General features: G+C 41.5%; 18 protein-coding genes. 11 read left to right on the top strand and 7 right to left on the bottom strand.

Annotation, left to right across the window (positions count from 1 at the left end; genetic code table 11):
* Positions 1–3: 3 nt before the first annotated feature.
* The 3 genes from QL982_RS02400 to QL982_RS02390 form a co-directional block, all read right to left on the bottom strand.
* Positions 4–903, bottom strand: a complete 900-nt coding sequence (locus tag QL982_RS02400) for a hypothetical protein (protein ID WP_290164436.1) — start codon at positions 901–903, stop codon at positions 4–6.
* 370 nt (positions 904–1,273) lie between these two features.
* On the bottom strand, positions 1,274–1,531 hold the full coding sequence (locus QL982_RS02395; protein WP_290164437.1) for a hypothetical protein: 258 nt from the start codon (positions 1,529–1,531) through the stop codon (positions 1,274–1,276).
* Positions 1,531–2,211, bottom strand: a complete 681-nt coding sequence (locus tag QL982_RS02390; RefSeq protein WP_290164439.1) for a 5-formyltetrahydrofolate cyclo-ligase — start codon at positions 2,209–2,211, stop codon at positions 1,531–1,533. The genes QL982_RS02395 and QL982_RS02390 overlap by 1 nt, the downstream gene beginning before the upstream one ends.
* Before the next feature lie 212 nt (positions 2,212–2,423).
* Between QL982_RS02390 and fumC the strand changes: the two genes are divergently transcribed.
* From fumC to QL982_RS02365, 5 genes are all read left to right on the top strand, one after another.
* Positions 2,424–3,827 carry a class II fumarate hydratase gene (gene fumC, locus QL982_RS02385; protein WP_197134523.1) on the top strand — a complete coding sequence of 468 codons (1,404 nt, stop codon included), beginning with the start codon at positions 2,424–2,426 and terminating at the stop codon, positions 3,825–3,827.
* 162 nt (positions 3,828–3,989) lie between these two features.
* Entirely contained in the window at positions 3,990–4,517 is a 528-nt protein-coding gene (locus QL982_RS02380) for a peroxiredoxin (protein ID WP_110923162.1), read from the top strand.
* Between the two features lie 169 nt (positions 4,518–4,686).
* On the top strand, positions 4,687–5,295 hold the full coding sequence (locus QL982_RS02375) for a hypothetical protein (RefSeq protein ID WP_290164441.1): 609 nt from the start codon (positions 4,687–4,689) through the stop codon (positions 5,293–5,295).
* A 46-nt stretch (positions 5,296–5,341) separates the two neighbouring features.
* Positions 5,342–5,716 carry a hypothetical protein gene (locus QL982_RS02370; protein WP_290190147.1) on the top strand — a complete coding sequence of 125 codons (375 nt, stop codon included), beginning with the start codon at positions 5,342–5,344 and terminating at the stop codon, positions 5,714–5,716.
* 87 nt (positions 5,717–5,803) lie between these two features.
* On the top strand, positions 5,804–6,478 hold the full coding sequence (locus QL982_RS02365; protein WP_290164444.1) for a DUF4145 domain-containing protein: 675 nt from the start codon (positions 5,804–5,806) through the stop codon (positions 6,476–6,478).
* A 169-nt stretch (positions 6,479–6,647) separates the two neighbouring features.
* Here the strand turns inward: QL982_RS02365 and QL982_RS02360 are convergent, their stop codons facing one another.
* The 3 genes from QL982_RS02360 to QL982_RS02350 all read right to left on the bottom strand — a co-directional run bounded on the left by QL982_RS02360 (position 6,648) and on the right by QL982_RS02350 (position 9,078).
* A complete protein-coding gene (locus tag QL982_RS02360) occupies positions 6,648–7,460 on the bottom strand; it encodes a MipA/OmpV family protein (RefSeq protein WP_290164446.1) in 813 nt (270 codons plus the stop codon).
* A 114-nt stretch (positions 7,461–7,574) separates the two neighbouring features.
* Positions 7,575–8,555, bottom strand: coding sequence for a rhomboid family intramembrane serine protease (locus QL982_RS02355; RefSeq protein ID WP_290164447.1), 981 nt, complete (start codon positions 8,553–8,555; stop codon positions 7,575–7,577).
* 214 nt (positions 8,556–8,769) lie between these two features.
* Positions 8,770–9,078, bottom strand: coding sequence for a glutaredoxin family protein (locus QL982_RS02350; protein ID WP_290164448.1), 309 nt, complete (start codon positions 9,076–9,078; stop codon positions 8,770–8,772).
* Between the two features lie 744 nt (positions 9,079–9,822).
* Here QL982_RS02350 and mtgA point away from each other — a divergent pair.
* The 6 genes from mtgA (at position 9,823) to QL982_RS02320 (ending at position 14,546) form a co-directional block, all read left to right on the top strand.
* A complete protein-coding gene (mtgA, locus tag QL982_RS02345; RefSeq protein WP_290190146.1) occupies positions 9,823–10,512 on the top strand; it encodes a monofunctional biosynthetic peptidoglycan transglycosylase in 690 nt (229 codons plus the stop codon).
* 321 nt (positions 10,513–10,833) lie between these two features.
* Positions 10,834–13,068: a polyphosphate kinase 1 gene (gene ppk1, locus QL982_RS02340; protein ID WP_290190151.1), complete on the top strand. Its 2,235-nt coding sequence runs from the start codon at positions 10,834–10,836 to the stop codon at positions 13,066–13,068.
* Positions 13,069–13,383: 315 nt separating this feature from the next.
* Complete coding sequence (locus tag QL982_RS02335) at positions 13,384–13,554, top strand: hypothetical protein (protein ID WP_290190145.1); 171 nt, start codon at positions 13,384–13,386, stop codon at positions 13,552–13,554.
* A 68-nt stretch (positions 13,555–13,622) separates the two neighbouring features.
* Entirely contained in the window at positions 13,623–13,880 is a 258-nt protein-coding gene (locus tag QL982_RS02330) for a hypothetical protein (protein ID WP_290190144.1), read from the top strand.
* Positions 13,881–13,946: 66 nt separating this feature from the next.
* Positions 13,947–14,273, top strand: a complete 327-nt coding sequence (locus tag QL982_RS02325) for a hypothetical protein (protein WP_290190143.1) — start codon at positions 13,947–13,949, stop codon at positions 14,271–14,273.
* A gap of 72 nt (positions 14,274–14,345) precedes the next feature.
* Positions 14,346–14,546, top strand: a complete 201-nt coding sequence (locus tag QL982_RS02320) for a hypothetical protein (protein WP_290190142.1) — start codon at positions 14,346–14,348, stop codon at positions 14,544–14,546.
* Positions 14,547–14,586: 40 nt separating this feature from the next.
* Here the strand turns inward: QL982_RS02320 and QL982_RS02315 are convergent, their stop codons facing one another.
* Complete coding sequence (locus QL982_RS02315; RefSeq protein WP_290165721.1) at positions 14,587–15,264, bottom strand: tRNA-(ms[2]io[6]A)-hydroxylase; 678 nt, start codon at positions 15,262–15,264, stop codon at positions 14,587–14,589.
* Between the last annotated feature and the right edge of the window lie 513 nt (positions 15,265–15,777).

Below are 15,777 nucleotides of genomic sequence, written 5' to 3'. Positions count from 1 at the left end.
TTCCTATGGTTTATTTAATTGACTGTTTTTTATTAAATACTGCCTTGCTTTTTCGTCTATGACTTGTCGTATTTTTAAATACTCGTCATAGTCTGTGGTGGAGTCAAATTCCTCTCCTTTGATATATTTATCATCATACCAATACAGTGAATTGCCAGCAGGACGACCTCCTTCAAGCACGCGATCTTTAAAAGATAAATCGACATAATCAAAATCAAGTATGCTTTCATAATATTCCTCATAGAACTCACCGCAATTGGAAATTGCGGATATTGTATAATGTATAGAACGCGGTCTTAAATGATACGGTTTGTCCACCATCGGTCCATCTGTTTTAGGATCGGACAAAAGTACTTCTTTTACTTTAATAAAGTAATGACCATTGCCGCGTTGTTGGTGTTCGGTGTTTGCTTCAGGGTCTTGTTTGATAAACACCTGACTGTATTGTTTATCGGTCAATAATTGACAACAATCACTGGGAATCAAACTGTAGCTACCCTGTTCTGCGGCTAATATAGAATAAGGAAGCAGACCGTTGTTGTATTGAGACAGGTTCGCTATACTGTCTTGCTCAAAGAGTGCGGCCTGAAAATAGTCCGTCATCAGGGCTTTGAAATCGATAGTATCTGGTCGATCTAAAATGGCTTTTGTATACTCTCCTAACAGCAGGGGTTCAGGTATCTTCCAATATTCACATAGGGATTGTTTCTGACACCGCATGATAACGTCACCTTCATAATTAATATCTCTTGCTACGCTGTGTGTGCGTTTGTCCCAATAGCCTTGCATAGCGCGAACAAACAGTTCTTTTTCATCAAGTTGTCTATCTTCCGCTAAGCAAATGCCTTGTTGGTTTTTATTAATATCGTCATGGCTTAGGATTTGAAAGGGTGACCAAAACACTTGAAACTTGCTTAAAAAAAGGCAGGTGATAGCGCGATGATTACTATAAGCATAATCACAATCGTTATGGTTTTCTTATTAGAATGAGTTATTGAGGGAATCAAGGTACGATACCTATGTTAATTAAATTTAAAAAAGTGAGCTATGCTGATGTCGGAAGTAAAGGAATATATGTGGTTGGTATATAAGTTTTGTAGGGTGCACCGAGCGCACTATAGTCAATCCTCTATAAAAGAATTACAGCGTTAACCTCGCTTGAAGTATCACATATACATCTGCACTCGGTTGCCTTGTACTACTTTTAAATTGAATCGACTATAAGAACTATCATCAATCTGTTTTTTAGTGCGCTAGGCGCACCCTACTCAAATCAGAGGCCATCTTCATCAAAATCTCTAATCTCACCGCTTAAACTACTCAAAAACGCATCACTTTGCGCTAGCAGTTTATTTAGACGCTCTTCATTGACTAGCCTTGTCATCTCATCAGAGCTAAAAGGCTGTTCTTGACTGTAGTAACGTAGCTCTCTAGCATCCTCGCTACCTAACGTTTGCAAATACTCATCCACACTGTCTGCACTGGAATCAGCAGCGCTAGAGTCTTTTTCAAATTGTTTATCGTCTTTCATCAAAACCACCTTATGCCGCTTGGCGTAATTAAGCCATCTAATGGCACATCCCAAGGCTGCCGCGCTAATTGCTCAACCACTTGGAAATCATAACACCAGCCAATTTTTAATGGTTTCTTGGCCCCTGACCGATAGATTTTTCCAAGCGTTGTATCATAAAACCCGCCACCCATACCCATACGGTTGCCGTTTATGTCGACCGCCACCAGTGGGCAGATAATGACATCCAATTCGCGCGCCCAAAGTAGACGGCGATGATGGTTTTGCTTCATACCTAACCGATGGATACGCGTCGGTATGTTGAGTAGCTTCGAATGATAAATGGGTACGAAGCGTAGATGTTTATCATCACTGCCATCGCTAGTATGACCAAGTGAGCCGACGACTGGTAAATAAGGTAAATAGCCTAAGCGTTGACACCAGTCTAATATTGGCTGAGTGGGTAGCTCACCAAAGCCATCGTAATATAAGCCAATACGCGCATGTGCTGGTAATCGCTGCTGTAATTTAGCTAGCTGTAAACTGGCAGCTTGCCCTAAATTCCTACGCGCGCCGTCACTTAACTGGCGACGCTGGCGAGTAAATAGTCGTCTGGGCGGGTTGCTGGGTGTTGACCTAGATGATTCGAGGCTTTTTGAGTCAAGATTGTGTGGCTCAGGGTGTATTGATTTAGGGTGCATAGGTATCCCATCCAATGAAGTATTAGATTGATGGTGACAGGTGTTTTTAGGCATTCGCTTTTAGGCATCGCTCAAGGCCATTTGTGAATATTCAACACGCCCTAGTCATGCTATCATAACGCCACTTTACATCGTATTCTCCTTTATGTGCAGCAGCTGTTGCACTTTTTACGAAGCAGTCATAAAACAACAAACCATCAAAGAGGGTAGTTATGTCGACACAGAATCAGGCAACTCGTACCGAAAAAGACACCATGGGCAACGTGGAAGTTCCAGCTGACGCTTATTGGGGTGCGCAAACTCAGCGTAGCCGTGAGAACTTTAAAATCGGTGGTGAAACTTTGCCGCGTCCGATGATTGAAGCAATGGCACTGGTCAAAAAAGCCGCTGCAATCACCAACGCTAGCCTTGAGCGTATCGAAGATGACAAGCGCGATTTAATCGTGCAAGCTGCTGACGAAATCATCAATGGTGGTCTAACGGATCAGTTCCCATTGGTTGTATGGCAGACGGGTTCTGGCACACAGTCAAACATGAACATGAACGAAGTATTGGCTAATCGTGCTAATGAAATCGCTGGTTCTGAGCGCGGCAGCTACACGCCAATTCACCCAAATGACCATGTAAACCATGCACAGTCTACCAACGACAGCTTCCCAACAGCGATTCGTGTGGCTGCTGCTCGTCAAATCAATAGCTTATTAATCCCTGCGGTAAAAGCACTACGCGATACGCTAGCTGCAAAAGCCAAAGAATTCGATAGCATCGTAAAAATTGGTCGTACGCATTTACAAGACGCTACTCCATTAACGTTAGGTCAAGAGTTCAGCGGCTATGTCAGCCAACTTGATCACTCATTGGTACGTATTGATAATGCGTTGCAAGGCCTATATGAATTGCCACTAGGTGGTACTGCAGTTGGTACGGGTCTAAACGCTCATCCTGATTATGCAGTGACCGCTGCTGAGCAATTAGCGACTTTGACTGGCTTGCCATTCGTAACATCACCAAACAAATTCGAAGCACTAGCGGCTCGTGATGCAGAAGTATTTGCCTCAGGCGCACTAAAAACGCTAGCAGCTAGCTTAAACAAAATCGCTAACGATGTACGTTGGTTGGCATCAGGTCCTCGTTGTGGTCTAGGCGAATTGACGATTCCTGAAAATGAGCCAGGCTCTTCTATCATGCCGGGTAAAGTTAACCCAACTCAGTCAGAAGCACTGACGATGGTTGTCGCTCAAGTCATGGGTAACGATGTAACGATCAGCATGGCTGGCGCATCAGGTAACTTTGAACTAAACGTGTATAAGCCAGTTATCGCGTTTAACTTATTGCAATCTATCAAACTATTGGGTGATGGCTGCAACAGCTTCAATGAAAACTGTGCCGTTGGTATCGAGCCAGTAAAAGACAAAATCGATGACTTCTTGCACAACTCATTGATGCTAGTGACTGCATTGAACCGTCATGTAGGTTATGAGAATGCAGCGAAAATCGCTAAAACTGCTTATAAAGAAAACAAAACGTTGAAGCAAGTTGCGGTTGAGCTAGAGCTATTAACTGAAGCTCAGTTTGATGAGTGGGTTATTCCTGCTGATATGGTGAATCCTAAGTAAGCAGCAGACCAAGCAGTAGATCAAGTAGTGACCTGCTACAGCATCAGACTTGCTCAATGTACGCTAAGTACCCTTTGCACTCGTATTTCTGGTAGCAGCGTCATATTTGTGACACTGAGAATTTAGAAATAAAAAAGACAATAACCTAACTCGGAGTAAACAATGATTACCCATGTACCTGATATGACATTTAAAACTCGTGTTCGTGATGACTCTATTGGAGGAGACAACCCGTTCACATGGTATGATCTAACCACAGATGAGTTATTTGCCAATAAAAAAGTGGTTGTGTTTTCTCTACCAGGTGCCTTTACGCCAACTTGTTCGACCAGCCATCTCCCTCGTTATGAAGCGCTTTATAATGAGTTTAAGGCATTAGGTATAGATGAAGTAGTTTGCATTTCTGTCAATGATGCGTTCGTCATGTACCAATGGGGTCTAAAGCAAAACCGTGAAAACGTTTTCTTACTTCCTGATGGTAATGGTGAGTTCACTCGTAAAATGGGCATGCTTGTTGATAAGAGTAATGTTGGATTTGGTATGCGCTCATGGCGTTATTCGATGGTAGTCGACAATAAAGAAGTTAAAAAAGTGTTTAAGGAAGCTGATTTTGGCGACAACTGCCCAATAGACCCATTTGAAGTATCAGATGCAGACACTATGTTAGCGTATTTAAAAAGTAATGCTTAGATTTTATTGAGAAGTTAGAAATAAAAAAGACCTTGTCATGTTATGTGGCAAGGTCTTTTTTTTGATTTAAATCTATGTTGATTTATTTTAGATTTTTTAATAAATCTATGTTGATTTATTATGGATTTAAATATATAGTATCTATAAATCAACGCAGAGGTGTATAAATATGTCAGACATAACAAGTAAGATTATTGAGACCCAGAAAGCAAAGAAAATTAAAAGTGAATTTGTTGCAACTACAGTACGTATTCCAAAAGAACTTCAATTAGCCATCGAAGATCTTGCAGAATATCTGTCAATCTCAAAGCAGGATGTCATGCTTGATTTGATAGAAGAAGGGATTAAGGTTGCAGAAGGTGTTCTTGAGAATAACGAAATTAAAGACTCAATATCTACAAATTTTCATGTCTTAAACACTAATAAAAGACATGATTTAAATGCTCAAAAAGAGATGCTAGGCCAAGGTATAGCGGCTGCGTATTACGGTGATTGGAAACTCGAAATAAACAAAATCCAAAAAAATGACACCGTTTTTCTGTACGAGAATGGCGTAGGTATCGTAGCTTATGGAAAAGGTTCAGGAGAAACACTTGAAAAAGACTATGAAGGTGAAACAAATCAATGTCATTATCAAAAATTAATAGATTTCGTGGTCTTAGAAGCACCAATATCAGCATCGAAAATTAAAAAAATTCTTGATCGTAATGTGGTTTTTCTTCAGACAAGATCCAGCATGCCTGATGGCCAAAAAATCTTAGATGAAATCGCTGTCTAAGATACTTATTGACTTCATATTTTTAACCAAAAACTAAGGATGAGTTATGTTTGTAGATGAAGGTCATAGAATACATAATGTGTACCAAATTACCGGAGAGCAGAAAGACAATATAAAAGCTTTCTTGCAAGGCGGAGTTTATTGCTGGTGTAAGAATAGAAAAGATGAGTGGTTTTCATTAAGAGATTTGATGGGTGGTGACAATTTCCATTGGCAAGGAACGCCCTTAATTGAGCTATATAAAAAGCATAAAGATAAAGAAGACTCTGTAAAATCAGCTGGCATAGATGCAGGTTGGCTACTAAAAGCAGTAATAAATGAAGATGAAAGAGTATTCGAAACTAAAAAAAGTGGGCTAATAAACCACTACCGTTGGATTAAAAAAAATTCTGTTGAAAATATTTTAGAAGTGGATAACTAAAGTATAGTGATTTTAAAATATTTATCTTAAAAGAAATACACTTTTTAGTGCCCCTAGCGCTTCCTGCAATTAGAAGAATTGATAATAATGAAATTTACTACACCAGAATTTAATAAAAATGGGTTTAATTGTCCTTTATGTGGTACTTATGCCCATATGACTTGGGCTAATTTAGTCAATCAAGGTTACCTTACGAAATACCACGAGTCAATTTGTTCATACTGTAATGAAAAAAGTCTTTGGAGGGTAAATGGTTATAGTCAAAGTTCATCTGGACAGAACGTTGCGGAAGCTATACTTTTATTTCCAGATAATGGATTGGCGGCATTGCCTGAGGATGATATGCCCAGTGATGTAAAAGCCGACTATATTGAAGCGGCAAAAATATTTTCAAAGTCACCTCGTGGCTCAGCAGCTCTACTTAGACTAGCGTTGCAGAAGCTATGTAAGCATCTAGGTGAAAATGGTAAAAATATAAATACTGATATTCGTAGTCTTGCTTCTAAAAATATTCTACCTCCTATGGTTGTTAAAGTAGCTGATACGGTACGAATTACAGGAAATAATGCTGTTCATCCAGGAACAATGACAGACGAAGACTTTGACCAGGTAGCTTCCAAAATGTTTGATCTCCTTAATTTCATAGTAAAAAAAGGAATTTCAGAACCAAAAGAACTAGACGCTTTGTATCAACTCACTCCAGAAGGTCCGAGGAAATCTGCAGAAGATAAAGATGCTAAATCCAAAGTTAGTAATCTTTAACTACATATTTAAAAGGATTTTCTAGATTAGGCTGCGTCCCACATACCAGTTTCAAGAAATAGCTATATTATCGGTGCGCTAGGCACACCTTACAATTAAAGTTGTCATAAAAAAAGACCTTACCACATCACGCGGTAAGGTCTTTTTTATATCAAACTTCTAAGCTTTATTAAAACTTATAAAGCAAACCAAGTGTCGTCGCTGCTTCAGTACGTGAGTCAACCATTGGGCTATCGTATTGCTCATTTGGGACATAGCTCACGCTTTGATTGGCAAATCCTGCCCAACGATCATTGAAGTCATAGTTGGCACTGATATTAATATATGGGTTCACACTCGAATTAGATTTATAAGCGTCAACGCCTGTTTCCGCTGATTCTTCATCACTGACGCCATAATAGTATTCATTGTAGTCAGCATCATGATACTCAAAGCCAATGCTTGGATAGACCGTCAGCTTGCCTTTAGTGATTCTAGCAAGATACGTCAAGCGAGCCGTGTTGCCGCCACTACGATCTAACACATCAGTCCCTATCTGAGCACGGATGCCGCCAACAGACGTACGACGCTGATAGCTCAGACCTGCTTCTGCTGATGATTTGCGTTCATCCAAACCTTGAAGCGCACCATTGGCATCATCAGGATCAAACTCAGAACCAGCGAGTTTGGCATAGGCAGACAACTGGTTGACACCATCATTGATCGCGTAGACACCCGCTTGCGCGCCGCGTATATAAAATCTGTTATTGTCATAAAATGCACCTGGTAACACATTTACCTCGGTATCGTCTTCCAGATCATAAGCTGATTTGACCGCCATGACGTTGACGCCGACGCTGAGTACGGCATCTTTGTCAGTCGGTAAGTTGTCATTAAAAATCGCAGCGTTAGACAGGCTAGCCACACTGAATAGCGCAGTAGCGGTTAACGCATTGAACATAGTACGCGTAGAGATATGAGGTAGCGCTGCAAGTGTAAACATAAGAGAATCTCGTAAAGGAGTGGTCGTCATAAGGTAAAACAATTAGATAGCAATAAGCGAGTAGAGAAAACCAAACTAAGAAGCCGTTGAGCCATGATAGATAAGTATGGGCGTTTACTCAATAGCTTTTAATACTTGTAATATCTGATAGTGAATATCTTGCCACCACCAGACAAAGCCAATACTGATCAATAACATCGCTAGCCATGGCAATAACTGCCAGATAAAGGAGGGTTTGATAGGTGTTTTTGGTGTGATGCTGTTGGCATGAGTAGTGTTGATATCTGACCCTGCATCCGTTCCAGTGCTGCTTTGAGCATAAGTATCATCGCTACGTGAATCGGTCGTATCTAAATCAGTAGCCTGATGAGCTGAGTAACTATCAAGGCTAGGCGGTTGATTGATGTAGGTCGTTTGATAACGGTGTGAATTTTGGTTTTGATAGATAGCTGCGTTTTGTAGTGCGACAGCCAAACGCTGACGGTAAGCAATAGCGAAGGCCAGTGCAATGACCAGTCCGGTAATAGCACCACCGATATGACCCGCATTATCAATACCCGGTACAGCAAAACCATAAACCAAGTTGATGCCCATAATAAATATCAGACTTTTGAGATTCAGCACCATACCATTTACTGATATTTTAAACAGTGCAGCGATTAGTAATGCTGCGCCAATACCCATAATACCGCCTGATGCACCAGCTGATAGTCCAGGCTGTCCCGTGCCATCCAAAATACTTTGCCACGTCACATAGCTGTTGAGCAAGTTACCACCGATTGCCGCCAGCAAAAATAACGCCAAAAACTTGGCTGAGCCAAACATCGGCTCGGCAATCTGCCCAAAGAAATACATAGCAAAGCCATTAAACAATAAGTGCATCAAACCAATATGCAAAAACGCACTACTGACCAGCCGCCATGGTTGGTCTTGCATCGTGTAAGGCAATGCATTCGCGCCCCATTTGAGCAGTGCTTCAGTGGAGGGGTTATTGGCATCGACACCTGTCAGCACCTGCATAATAAATAGGCCAATAAAACTGGCTAGTAGCAGGGTTGTGACGGGTGCTGTTTTGAATAATTGTTGAATGGTCATAAAAGCGAGATATCATCAGAATGTTGTATATATAGTATAAAGGGTATGGTCAGATAATGTTATGTATCTGCCCACATCATTCCCGCTGCAGTTGGGATGATGGCGACTGGCATCTTGATGGACTCACCAATCATTTGTGTGGCAAGACTGACACCGTCCCCAGTTTATAAAAGATTGACTATAATAGAACGTCTTTATGATAAGCCTAATGCTATTATCCGAGCAGTTGCTGCAAATCCATAACCGAAAACGGATAGTTTAATCGCTTTGATGGCGTCAAAATCACAGGGATAGTCGTGGCAAACTCCATCATGAGTGCCTCATCAAAGTCTGCAATATCGAGATTTTGGTAACCAATCGGCTGTACCGCCTGAAACTGATTAATTATTTGCTCAGCGATATCACATAAATGACAGCCCGATGTACCCAATAACCACCATTGATTGCTCTTATCAGCGGTGCCGAGGCTCGGATTTTCTGCAATAACACGCGCTCGTAACACTTCTATATTATCATCGTGCATGGTTAGTCTCTTATCTTCTTACTGATTGCAAAGCGCTGGTTGTTAGGGCGTGTCTTCATTTCAAAAATGGTGATAAAAATGAGATAAATTGCCGCCAAACCAGAAAAATAGCGCAGATAATATCGGGATATTAGCCAGCTATTTGACGATGTTTGGCAAGATTTAGCCATTTTTAGCCCATTTAGATGACTATCGAGTGAATTGAAGACACGCCCTAGTACGCGCTTATCTAAAGTGTAAAATACCTCAAGGGTCATTACATCATAAAGAAGTGGGGTAAATAATGACAGCGATTGTGAGATTAGGTAAGATGACCTGCTATTAATGACTAATGATGGTTTGCTAATGACAGGCTTATAACTATGGGTTTGTCACTGCTGTTTTTTGGCCCATTTATAGTTTACGGTTCAGACTGAGGCCACGCCCTCGTTATTAGGGTCTGTTGAACATTCAAATATGGTGCTGGCAGTCACTATTTTTTAGACAATATGCAGTGAAATTTTTGACGCCTAGTGATTCTAGGTTAAACAATTTCGCCATATATTGGCAGAAAATAGTACTGCCCTGAAAGGCTGATGCTAAAATCACCCCAAACGTTGTTGCAATCCTAGTTAAGGTCTCGACATTATCGTCGGCTTGCGCCTAATTTGGTGCAATTTTAGCAATCAGCAGCCCTAATATTTGAATGTTCAACAGACCCTAATAGATTAGCTTATTATTTTTTTAACCACTCGGATATCGCGCATGGCAAGTTTTGGCACATTCATCAAACGACTGTTATTGGCAATTATGCTATTGGTCGTTGCATTCCATATTTTGGTCGTTGGGTTACTATTAATTTGGAAAACGCAGCCAATTAATAACAGCATGTTTATGTTGACGCATCGCCTAACGGGCGGCACGGTCACTCAGACGTGGGCTGAGTATGATGCGATCGCCAAGTCTGCCAAGCAAGCGGCGATTGTAAGTGAAGATTCAACATTTAGTCAGCACAGTGGTTTCGATTTTAAAGGCATTAAAGCGGCACAAAAGAAAAACGAAGAGACAGGTAAGATGTCAGCTGGCGGCTCAACAATTACTCAGCAACTGGCAAAAAATTTGTTCTTAACCTCACATCGCTCTTATGTCCGTAAAGGCGAAGAGGCTGTTATCACTGTGCTGATTGAAACACTGTGGGACAAGCCGCGTATCTTGACTGCTTACCTTAATGTGGCAGAGTTTGGCAATGGTATCTATGGTATCGACGCGGCAGCGCACCATTATTTTGATAAGTCGGCGGCCAATCTCAACCGTGATGAGTCAGCGTTGCTTATCTCTATGTTAACCAACCCAAAATATTACGAAGACAATCAAGGTGATAAACGCTTACGTAACAAGCAACGTATTATCAAAAAGCGCATGAAAAACGCCGTATTGCCACAAGCATCTTCGTAAAGATAAATCATTAGGGCTAGGTTAGGTTATAGGATCGGATGTTGTAGGCTCGGCTATTTCGAATAAGACTAGGGCGTGTCCTCAATTCAATCGATAGTCATCTAAATGGGTTAAAAATGGCTAAATCTTGCCAGACAGCGTCAAATAGCTGGCTAATATCCCGATATTATCTGCGCTATTTTTCTTGTTTGGCGGCAATTTATCTCATTTTTATCGCCATTTTTGAAATGAAGACACGCCCTAGGATATACCCTAATAAAGACAGAACTATAAAAGATGATGGCGTATCGATAACGCAAAAGGAGTAGTGACGTGGTAGAGATGACTAACAATCAGGGCAGCGGTGATGTTAACGATATAATTGACGTTAATAATGTGAACGAGGGTGCTAATGAAACCCTTGATAAAGGTATCAGTGTAGGTAGTAACCAAAATGACTTGGCTGAAATCGAATGGCAACGCTCAGAAGATGGCAGCTATTCACCCAGCAGTTATATCAATCGTGATTTGTCTTTATTACAGTTCCATCTGCGTGTCTTGGCACAGGCATCCAGTCCACGCCATCCATTGCTTGAGCGCTTATTTTTCTTGATTATATTTTCATCTAACCTCGATGAGTTTTTTGAGATTCGGGTCGCTGGTATCATGCAAAAGCTTAATATCGGTGATGTATCGACCAGTGCTCATGGCATGCGCCCTAGCGAAGTGCTGAACGAGATATCTATTATCACTCATGCCGCAATCAGTGAGCAGTATCGTATTCTCAATGAAGATATCTTGCCAGCGCTCGCGCTCGAAGATATTCGCTATCTCAAACGTGATGAGCTAAACGCTGAGCAGTCTGCATGGATGAAGCGCTATTTTACGGAGCAAGTCGTACCCGTATTGACGCCGATTAGTATTGATCCGGCGCATCCGTTCCCGCGTCTTGTAAATAAAAGCTTAAACTTTATCGCTACCTTGGAAGGTAAAGACGCCTTTGGACGTGATATCAACTTAGCGATTGTGCCTGCGCCGCGTAGTCTGCCACGCGTAATTCGCTTGCCTGATGAGCTGACTGGTGGCAAAGAGCATCATGTGATGCTATCCGCTATCATTCATGAGCATATCGGTGAGCTATTCCCTGGAATGAGTGTGACAGGCTGTCACCAATTTAGACTGACACGTAATGCCGATTTAGATTTGGCTGATGATGTCGAAGACATTGCCAAGGCACTAGAAGGTGAGCTTGAAAACCGCCGCTTTGGTGATAAAGTACGTCTTGAGGTCACAACCGATTGTCCAACGCACATCAGTGAGTATCTGCTCAATGAGTTTGAGCTGCATGACAATCAGCTATACCGTGTCAATGGCCCAGTGAATCTAACGCGCTTGCTGTTTGACTTTAATATTCCTGCGCTGCGTTATCAGCCGTTTACCCATGTCGTGCCAAAAGCATTTCGCCGTGAAATGGACAAATCCGATAAATCGACCAGTATGTTCGCTGCCATGCGTAAAAGTGATGTGTTGGTTCATCATCCTTTTCATGCGTTCTCACCGATTATCAATGTACTTTGGCAGGCAGCCAGTGATCCCAAAGTATTGGCGATTAAGCAAACACTATATCGCTCAGGCACCAATTCAGAAATCGTCAAGGCGCTTGCCGCCGCCGCTCGCAATGGCAAAGAAGTCACTGCCGTCATCGAGCTACGTGCGCGTTTTGATGAGGCGTCTAATATCGCAGTCGCCAACTATTTACAAGAAGCAGGCGCGGTCGTGGTCTACGGTATCGTTGGTTATAAAACCCATGCCAAGCTCATGCTAATCGTACGCCGCGAGGACGACCGAATCCGCCGTTATGTCCATCTAGGCACTGGTAACTATCATGCGGCCAATGCCAAGGTTTACACCGACTATGGTCTGTTTAGCGCCGACCCTGATATTTCAGAAGATGTTCACAAGATTTTCCAAGAGTTAACCGGCATGGGCAAACCTGCCAACCTCAAAAAACTGCTACATGCCCCGTTTACGCTGCATGAAAAACTAATGAGCTTTATCGATGATGAAATCGCTCATGCCAAAGCTGGCAAGCGCGCGCATATTATTATCAAAACCAATGCGCTGACCGAGCGTCGACTCATTGATAAGTTATATGATGCCTCACAAGCAGGCGTCAAGATTGAGCTGATTTTGCGTTCCATGTGTTGTCTACGTCCGCAAGTGAGAGGGCTGTCTGAAAATATTACGGTACGCTCCGTTATCGGTCGATTTTTGGAGCATACGCGCGTTTATTATTTCTATAATAATGGCGATGAGCGCTTGTACTGCGGTAGTGCAGACTGGATGGATCGTAACCTGTTCCATCGTGTAGAAGTAGCATTCCCAATTGAGAACAAAAAGCTGTTTAAGCAGATTTACCAAGATGGTTTGATTAACTACTTACAGGATAATATGCAAGCATGGACACTCGATGGTACTGGTGTTTGGCAGCAGCTACAGCCCGCAGCAGGCGAGGAGCCACATGTCGCACAAGAGCATTTATTAAAAACGATTAATCGTGTGGAAGAATCTAGCTAATTTGTAAAAGTACCTTTAGCCGATAATCAGCTATTCGATTATCTATCTGACCAAGCACTGGTAAATACTGGTGCTTGGTTTTTTTGTGCTAACCAATTGCAACGGTTACAAACTGAATTGCAACCTCACAATTATTCACATATTGATACGGCAGTACACTGGTGCATTGCCCAAGGTCATACCTATAATTAATATCAATTCCGACGCTGTTTGATAAGTATTAATTGTTCATTTAGCCATTTTTAACCCAGTTAGATGACTATCGTTTGAATTGAGGACATGCCCCAACCCAATTATAAAAATAGGAAATAAATCATGAGTGCTACTAATACTGACAATTCTGATATCAAGCAAGCTGCAGAACAAGTAAACAGTCAGGAAATCGAGAAGAATCTAAAAGAGAATAAGAAAGTCGACGCTCCTGAACCGTTAAATGAAGAAGAGCAAACGCCTTTTATCAATGATGACTTACGTACCGATAAGTAGGGTCTGTTGAACATTAGAATATCGACCTAATAGGCAATAATAACCAATAATAAAGCGAGGGACGCGCCATGACTATGCAAGAACCAGTAGCAACAGAAACAGAGGAAAAAGTAATCGTAGATGACCCTGCTGCTAACGTATTAAAAAACCCTAAAGACAGCTATGCAGGACGTAAGCATGAGCCTGAAATAGATGGCCCTGAGCAAGACTCACAAGAAACGGACGAGGTTTATGCTGATCCACGTAAGGAAGAGAACCTTCCAGCGGGTGGCAAAAACGCAGCAGAATTGAGTGCCTATGACTTGAGCCAAAAAGGTAACGAGTAGAGGGCTACGGATGACAGCGGGCTAACCAAATCGACAAAATAATAAATATAAAACGAGGATATGACAATGCAAGCCAAAGACTCAGCAATAGATAATGTAAAGGTGCTAGGATCTAACGATCATAATGCAATTGAAAAAAATACCACTGAGAACAAAGGAACGGATACTTTTGATGAGTCAGTTGTCGACTCAGAACATGTAAACGACAATGACAATCCAGCACGCCAACCTGATCGCCGTGATCAGGAAGGAAGCACTGCATTTGATGACAATATCAATGAAGACACTGTCGGTAGTACCGCGCCAAAGAGTGAAGGTATTAATGATTTAAATCGTTATGCCGACATTGATAATGCGCAAACTCGTGTCTTAAATCCTGATGAAAAAGATTAGATAGGTTTAAATTTCGACAGATCTATAGTGTTTCTTGGGTTAGACGAGTAATTATCATAGTAGGGAGTATTAATGAATAACTCACATAACGAAAGCGTCAATAACGATCATAGCTTAAAAGATGCAGATGATAATAATGGTATTGTTCCTGACGATGCATTACAAAAGGCAAATCCAGCCGCAGCAGAAAAGGCTACGGAAGATCATGATCCGCACAATGTCGCTAAAAGTAATAAACAGTATGACAGTCCATTGATGGAAGATGACAAGTAAGATTTCAAGATATCGATAGCTATTATCATTTATACATCAACTATGCAGGTGTACCACTATGAAAACGTAGCTCAGCATCTGGGCTACTGATTAATTCAGCTTCTACTTCTTTAAAGAACGCGACTCGCTCGTCTATATTCTCATCTGATAATGATTGAGCGAGCGCAAGATAATCTTCGAAATGACGACTCTCTGACTTGAGTAGATAACGATAATATTTTGCTAAACGCTCATCATCGATGACTTCGGCCAACGCGGCAAAACGTTCACAAGAGCGTGCTTCAATAAATGCCCCGATTATCAATACATCGACCATCGCTGCTGGCTCGTAAGTGCGTTTGTGCTTCAACATACCCTTAGCATAGCGCCCAGCACTCAGATATTTCCATTCCTGACCACGCTCATTCATGATGCCCAGTACTTGTTCGTAGTGCAGCATCTCTTCGCGTATCAACTGTGCCAGTTTACGCTGTAAGTCATACGAGAACTCATAACGAAATATCAAATTCATCGCAGTGCCAGCGGCCTTTTTTTCGCAGTTGGCATGATCTTGAATGATCAATGGCAAGTTTTCAATGGCAGCATTTACCCAGGCTTGCGTGGTTCGAGCACCTAGAAAGTCATAAACAGGGGACAGGTCTACCTTTATAGGAGTACGTAGGTGTGTGATATCGACGCTATCTTCTTCGGTTGGCTCTGCTTCAACACACTCATTCACACTATTGCTTTCAGTGTGAATGACAGTTTCTGCGATAGCTTTTTTCTCAATGTTATCGCTATCTATAGTGTTTGTGGTTGATGGCAATGTTGCGAGGTCTTGTTGATTGATAGTCATAGTTTAAGAGTGCTTTATTTATGAATGATGATACGAGTGATTATATCGTTAGTCTGGCATAGATACGATGATAAATAACGGTAAAGCATAACTGGGCGTAGTAAAGTTTAGTGATACCACACTTACCGTAGGCTAGTTGCTAAACCACAATTAGTACCGTTAGGGCAGGTGGCTTATAGACTATCATTATCAAACAACCTAAGTATTTATTTATTAAATGGTGTTTCCTTGTTTATTTTATTATTTGATAGTAGGATGATATTTTGCACTTTAAGCATTTCGTCTTACTTTTATGATTGGCTATTAATAGGCGCCCTTTTATTAGGGCGTGTCCTCAATTCAAACGAGTGTCCTCTAAATGGGCTAAAAACAGCTAAATTTTGCCAAACATCGTCA

It is taken from the genome of Psychrobacter sp. 5A.1, assembly GCF_030407455.1.
Lineage (GTDB): Bacteria > Pseudomonadota > Gammaproteobacteria > Pseudomonadales > Moraxellaceae > Psychrobacter.
This window is presented reverse-complemented; position numbering and strand designations above follow the sequence as displayed.

Coding starts and splice junctions, on each gene's coding strand:
- QL982_RS02350 (WP_290164448.1), bottom strand. CDS start 9,078: ATGCACGATGATAATATAGAAGTGTTACGAGCGCGTGTTATTGCAGAA.
- QL982_RS02365 (WP_290164444.1), top strand. CDS start 5,804: ATGAAATTTACTACACCAGAATTTAATAAAAATGGGTTTAATTGTCCT.
- QL982_RS02355 (WP_290164447.1), bottom strand. CDS start 8,555: ATGACCATTCAACAATTATTCAAAACAGCACCCGTCACAACCCTGCTA.
- QL982_RS02325 (WP_290190143.1), top strand. CDS start 13,947: ATGCAAGCCAAAGACTCAGCAATAGATAATGTAAAGGTGCTAGGATCT.
- fumC (WP_197134523.1), top strand. CDS start 2,424: ATGTCGACACAGAATCAGGCAACTCGTACCGAAAAAGACACCATGGGC.
- QL982_RS02320 (WP_290190142.1), top strand. CDS start 14,346: ATGAATAACTCACATAACGAAAGCGTCAATAACGATCATAGCTTAAAA.
- QL982_RS02360 (WP_290164446.1), bottom strand. CDS start 7,460: ATGTTTACACTTGCAGCGCTACCTCATATCTCTACGCGTACTATGTTC.
- QL982_RS02395 (WP_290164437.1), bottom strand. CDS start 1,531: ATGAAAGACGATAAACAATTTGAAAAAGACTCTAGCGCTGCTGATTCC.
- ppk1 (WP_290190151.1), top strand. CDS start 10,834: ATGACTAACAATCAGGGCAGCGGTGATGTTAACGATATAATTGACGTT.
- QL982_RS02380 (WP_110923162.1), top strand. CDS start 3,990: ATGATTACCCATGTACCTGATATGACATTTAAAACTCGTGTTCGTGAT.
- QL982_RS02370 (WP_290190147.1), top strand. CDS start 5,342: ATGTTTGTAGATGAAGGTCATAGAATACATAATGTGTACCAAATTACC.
- QL982_RS02390 (WP_290164439.1), bottom strand. CDS start 2,211: ATGCACCCTAAATCAATACACCCTGAGCCACACAATCTTGACTCAAAA.
- mtgA (WP_290190146.1), top strand. CDS start 9,823: ATGGCAAGTTTTGGCACATTCATCAAACGACTGTTATTGGCAATTATG.
- QL982_RS02330 (WP_290190144.1), top strand. CDS start 13,623: ATGACTATGCAAGAACCAGTAGCAACAGAAACAGAGGAAAAAGTAATC.
- QL982_RS02375 (WP_290164441.1), top strand. CDS start 4,687: ATGTCAGACATAACAAGTAAGATTATTGAGACCCAGAAAGCAAAGAAA.
- QL982_RS02335 (WP_290190145.1), top strand. CDS start 13,384: ATGAGTGCTACTAATACTGACAATTCTGATATCAAGCAAGCTGCAGAA.